This is a genomic window from Gilliamella sp. App4-10 (genome assembly GCF_001690495.1).
Classification (GTDB): domain Bacteria; phylum Pseudomonadota; class Gammaproteobacteria; order Enterobacterales; family Orbaceae; genus Gilliamella; species Gilliamella apicola_G.
Map to the genome: position 1 here is coordinate 1 of NZ_LZGS01000022.1, position 4,414 is coordinate 4,414.

The following is a 4,414-nucleotide window of genomic DNA, read 5'->3' on the forward strand; positions in this document are numbered from 1 at the left end:
ATTTTTTTCTTGGTGTTTTTTTGCATTTTTCTGTGTCAGCAAAGATGGCTTTGACATAAAGGTCGAAAACAATACCGACTTAAAAGCAACAGACAAAGGTATCTTCTTAACTGACGAGCAACATTGCCAACACGGTCAGCCATGCCATCTTGGGCGGGGTGGTTGCGCAGCTGCAAGGCAACTTAGCCCTAGTGGGTGTGGCATAGGCGCTGCCGTAAGTGAACGCAGTGCAGAAGTTATTGCGGGTATCCTTTACCCCGATAAAGACATCAAAGACCTAAGCCAAGAAGAAAGACAACAAATCAGCGCCCTAACCCAACTCGCGACTGGCCTAGCTACCACCGCGGCCGGTGGTGATATCCAAGATATCAATACTGGCGTTGCTGCAGGGAAAAATGCGGTTGAGAATAATTCGTTACTTGGTGATAGGTTTCGTGAAAAACATAAAAACAGTGTTGAATACTGGAAAACAGAAATTAGAGAAAAAATTGGTGAAAATACAGCATCTCAAATTCTTAATGGGATAATGATGTCATATGGTGATACGGTTGATTTTGGTGCTGGCGCTGCAGATACAGCATTAGATGCTATACTTGCATTAGGAAGTTGTACCATGGGGGCATCTTATTGCGATACTGCACTCGATGATTTAGGGAAAGCTAATAAAACTGCATCAGACGCAATGACTTCATTAATCAATGGTGATACGTGGGATCATGTTCGTGATGTTTTTGCTAAAGCACAAAAGGGAGAGCAACGATCACTAGAAGAAGTGGCTTCAATTCTAACCAGTATATTAGTACCATCAAAATTAGCAGGAAACGCCGGAAAGGTTGTTAATAATATTGATGATATTGTTCCATCTAAAACTAAAGCTGGAAAGGGGGCTATCAATAATATATCCACTCTGAATCCTAATGAAATTAGATTTTCACAAAATACGGTTTCTTATAATAAAGTAGAACGAGGGACTGACATGAAATATACTTATGACGATCTTGTTACAAACATGAAAACTAATGGTTGGAAAGATGAACCAGTTGATGTAATTAAAATGCCAGACGGAAAATTCACGAGTATGGATAATACTAGAATAGCAGCCGCTAGAGAAGCTGGTATAGATATTAAAGCTAATGTTAAACATTTTGATGATAAGCTTTCACTTGCTGAAGTAAATAGGTTTTCTGATCCTAAAAAAGGATTTGTACCTACAACTTGGGGTGAGGCAATAACAGGAAGAATTAATAAACAGTCTGGTGGATTTAGTAAAAATAATCCATATGGTTCAAGTACTCCTCCTCGCATTAGTGGTAAACCTAAGGATTAATAATATGGCTCATTACTTATATTCGAAAGAAGAATTACCCGAAGGATTTAAATATCCACCATCTTTTTTGGAAATTGTTTCTAAGAAAGATGTTCTAGATTTAGAACCATGGTGGTTTTTGTATGAATTTGAAAATTTTGCGAAACAATGGTTATTCGAGATAAAAAAACAATATCCAACTAGAAAACTGATACCATTTGCCAAAGCTTCTAATAATGATGATATTGTTTGTTTTGATGGTTCCGATATATCAGGCAATCCGAAAGTATACTTTGTTCATACTTTTGCTACCCCTGGATGGGAGGATAGAGGTAGTGTTTATAGTTTTGATGAATGGTTAAAACAAGCCAAAGAAGAATCAGCCCAATATAAAGCAGAACAGGCTGAGTTAGATAAGATTTAGTCAAATATTAAAAAAGTATTAGGAACAGTATTAGTCAACCAAATACCATTATCAGCCAAATAAAATTTAAAACCTTGTTGATACATCTGCAAGGTTTTTACTTTTAATACTACCGGTTTCCCATGTCTTTCTCCGACTTTATTAGCTGTCTTCTCATCACCAGATAAATGGACATAATGACGACTACCAGCAACTAATCCTTGTTTTTTAATGGAATCAATAAATCTGGTTGCAGTGCCATGATATAAAAACTCTGGAGGCATGTGTTCTACATGGCTAATTTTTACTTGTTGAGTTGAATGTCCTTGTGCTGCACGTATTTTTAGACCATCATCCGAAATCGTAAAACGTTTTTTATCACTTGTTTTAACAATTTGCTCAATCAACTCTCTAGTAAGTGGTTCTCCATGTTGATTAGCTTGCATGATTAGACTATCAATATTGACCCAACCATCAGAATCTAATGTGATTCCAATAGCTTCTGGTTGATGTCTCAAAATATAGCTTAAGAATTTACTTAATTTATCTAGTGGTTTGCTCATATTTATTCCCTGAATAATCCCCGGTCTCACTTTAAATTGGGATATCGTTTTTATCTGTTTCTAGATTTGCAGGGCAAGCTCAATAACCAGCTTGCCCTGCTGTAGTAGCTCAAACTTAATCTGACAGATACTTATTACTCATCGGCCTTCATTTTAACAAAATGAGTGTCCGATGCACAAAATAAATCCTCCAATTGCTTTTCCTTAACCAACCCTTTTGCCTCGTTCCAAGTTTGCCATGGTGTTTTTCTGGATCGGCTACACTAATTCATACAACTTTTTTAAGGGTTAAAGTAAACTTATCACAACTAAAAAGGATCTAATATGAATAAGATTAAACGCAAAAGACGAACATTCAATGATGATTTTAAACACCAAATGGTCAGTTTTTATCAACACGGTAAATCACGTAGTGAAATCGTTGCTGAATATGATTTAACACCATCAGCATTGGATCGTTGCATAACGCAAGCTAAAGTGCACATTTAAAACAATAGATAATCGCAGTCCACAAGAACAAGAGTTGATAGCTTGCGCAAAGAGCTTAAATAACTCCGTATGGGAAACGATATTCTAAAGCAAGCCGTACTGATAATAGAGCAAAAATCGCTATCCTAAAAGCCAACCAACATCGTTATAGCACAACAAAACTATGTCAATTTTTAGGATTATCAAAATATTACACAATTGTAAATAAAGTCTATCTATTTTAATTACAATTGCGCCATATATCCCTCTATTCAAAACATAAAAAATACACCAATCCATTATTTTTCTTATCAAAAAATGAGCAGTGGCTCGTTGGGGGTGGGTTATCAAGTTGGGGGAGAAAAAAATGGTCTTAACCTATCAGCCAATGCCAGCCAAAGCAAATCACGCGAAAAAGGCAATGGCACCGACTGGCGTGAAAGCGTGGTTGAAGCGGGCAATAAGCTTACTCTTATCACCGGTAATGACGCCAACATTGTGGCGGGACAAGTCAAAGGGGATAGGGTAGAAGCCGATATTGGTCATAACCTCAATATAGAATCGAAACAAGACCGCGATGAGTACCATTCCAAAAACAGCTCAACATCCTTGGGGGGCAGTGTTTCATGGGGGAGTACAAATGGCGCAAATGCTGCAGCAAGCCAAACCAAAATGGACAGCACTTGGCAAAGTGTGACGGACCAGTCGGGCATTTTTGCCGGCAAAGGGGGCTTTGACATTACGGTGGGCAACCACACCGACTTAAAAGGGGCAGTGATAGCCTCAGAAGCAAAAGACAAGAGCAAAAACCGTCTTGACACCGGCACAATCAGCTTTAGTGATATAAAAAACCAAGCGGACTACAAGGTAAGTAGCAGCAGTGCAGGCGTCAACACCCGTGGAATGCCATCAATACCAACGGGTCTTAACAAACAAGCAAGCAAAAACTCGACCACGCACTCAGCGGTATCGGCAGGGACGATGGTTATCCGCCATGAAAGCGAGCAACAACAAGCGATTAACGAATTAAGTCGTGATACCGAGCATGCGAGTCATGCGCTCAAACATATCTTTAACAAAGACAAAGAGCAAAGCATCATCGACCAAACACGGCTCGTGAGTGAAATTGGTGGTGAAACATTAACCATGCTCAATCACATTGACCGAATCAGCGCCACCTCAAAAGCGAAAGAGGCGTTAAACAAAGAGCAAGAAAAGGCCAAAAACAATAAAACGGTCTTAACTGACGAACAGCAACAAAAAATCTACGAAGACGCCTACAAAGAAGCGATGAATCAAGGCATGTCGGCGATGGGCAGTGAAACCCGTCAAGGCATTGACATGGCGGTCAATCTTATCAACGGCATCATCAGTGGCGACATGACAGGGGCGGTTGCAGGGGCACTGGCACCAAAAATTGCCAGTGCCATAAAAAAACAAACCGAGCATTACAACCCTGAAACCGGCAAATGGGAAACAGACCACATTGCCAACACGGTCAGTCATGCCATCTTGGGTGGGGTGGTTGCGCAGCTGCAAGGCAACTCTGCCCTAGTGGGTGGCTTAGGCGCTGCCGCAAGTGAACGCAGTGCGGAAGTTATTGCAGGTATCCTTTACCCCGATAAAGACATCAAAGACCTAAGCCAAGAAGAAAGACAACAAATCAGCGCCCTA

General features: G+C 40.0%; 5 protein-coding genes. 4 read left to right on the forward strand and 1 reads right to left on the reverse strand.

Annotation, left to right across the window (positions count from 1 at the left end; translation table 11 throughout):
* Positions 1–1,327: VENN motif pre-toxin domain-containing protein (locus A9G23_RS03525; protein ID WP_176700595.1), on the forward strand; the 1,327-nt coding region annotated here is incomplete at its 5' end.
* A 4-nt stretch (positions 1,328–1,331) separates the two neighbouring features.
* A complete protein-coding gene (locus A9G23_RS03530; protein WP_065586307.1) occupies positions 1,332–1,730 on the forward strand; it encodes an SMI1/KNR4 family protein in 399 nt (132 codons plus the stop codon).
* On the opposite strand, the gene A9G23_RS03535 is transcribed toward A9G23_RS03530, so the two are convergent.
* Complete coding sequence (locus tag A9G23_RS03535; protein WP_065586308.1) at positions 1,727–2,272, reverse strand: RNA 2'-phosphotransferase; 546 nt, start codon at positions 2,270–2,272, stop codon at positions 1,727–1,729. The two genes, A9G23_RS03530 and A9G23_RS03535, sit on opposite strands and share 4 nt — an antisense overlap.
* A gap of 324 nt (positions 2,273–2,596) precedes the next feature.
* Between A9G23_RS03535 and A9G23_RS11360 the strand changes: the two genes are divergently transcribed.
* The gene (locus A9G23_RS11360; RefSeq protein WP_141674908.1) at positions 2,597–2,761 is read left to right on the forward strand and encodes a transposase; all 165 of its coding nucleotides are present in this window, start codon (positions 2,597–2,599) and stop codon (positions 2,759–2,761) included.
* 297 nt (positions 2,762–3,058) lie between these two features.
* A partial coding sequence (locus A9G23_RS03545; RefSeq protein WP_176700596.1) for a hemagglutinin repeat-containing protein occupies positions 3,059–4,414 on the forward strand: 1,356 nt, incomplete at its 3' end.

Excerpts from the sequence above, each read along its gene's own strand:
- A9G23_RS03530 (WP_065586307.1), top strand. The coding sequence starts at position 1,332 with ATGGCTCATTACTTATATTCGAAAGAAGAATTACCCGAAGGATTTAAA.
- A9G23_RS03535 (WP_065586308.1), bottom strand. The coding sequence starts at position 2,272 with ATGAGCAAACCACTAGATAAATTAAGTAAATTCTTAAGCTATATTTTG.
- A9G23_RS11360 (WP_141674908.1), top strand. The coding sequence starts at position 2,597 with ATGAATAAGATTAAACGCAAAAGACGAACATTCAATGATGATTTTAAA.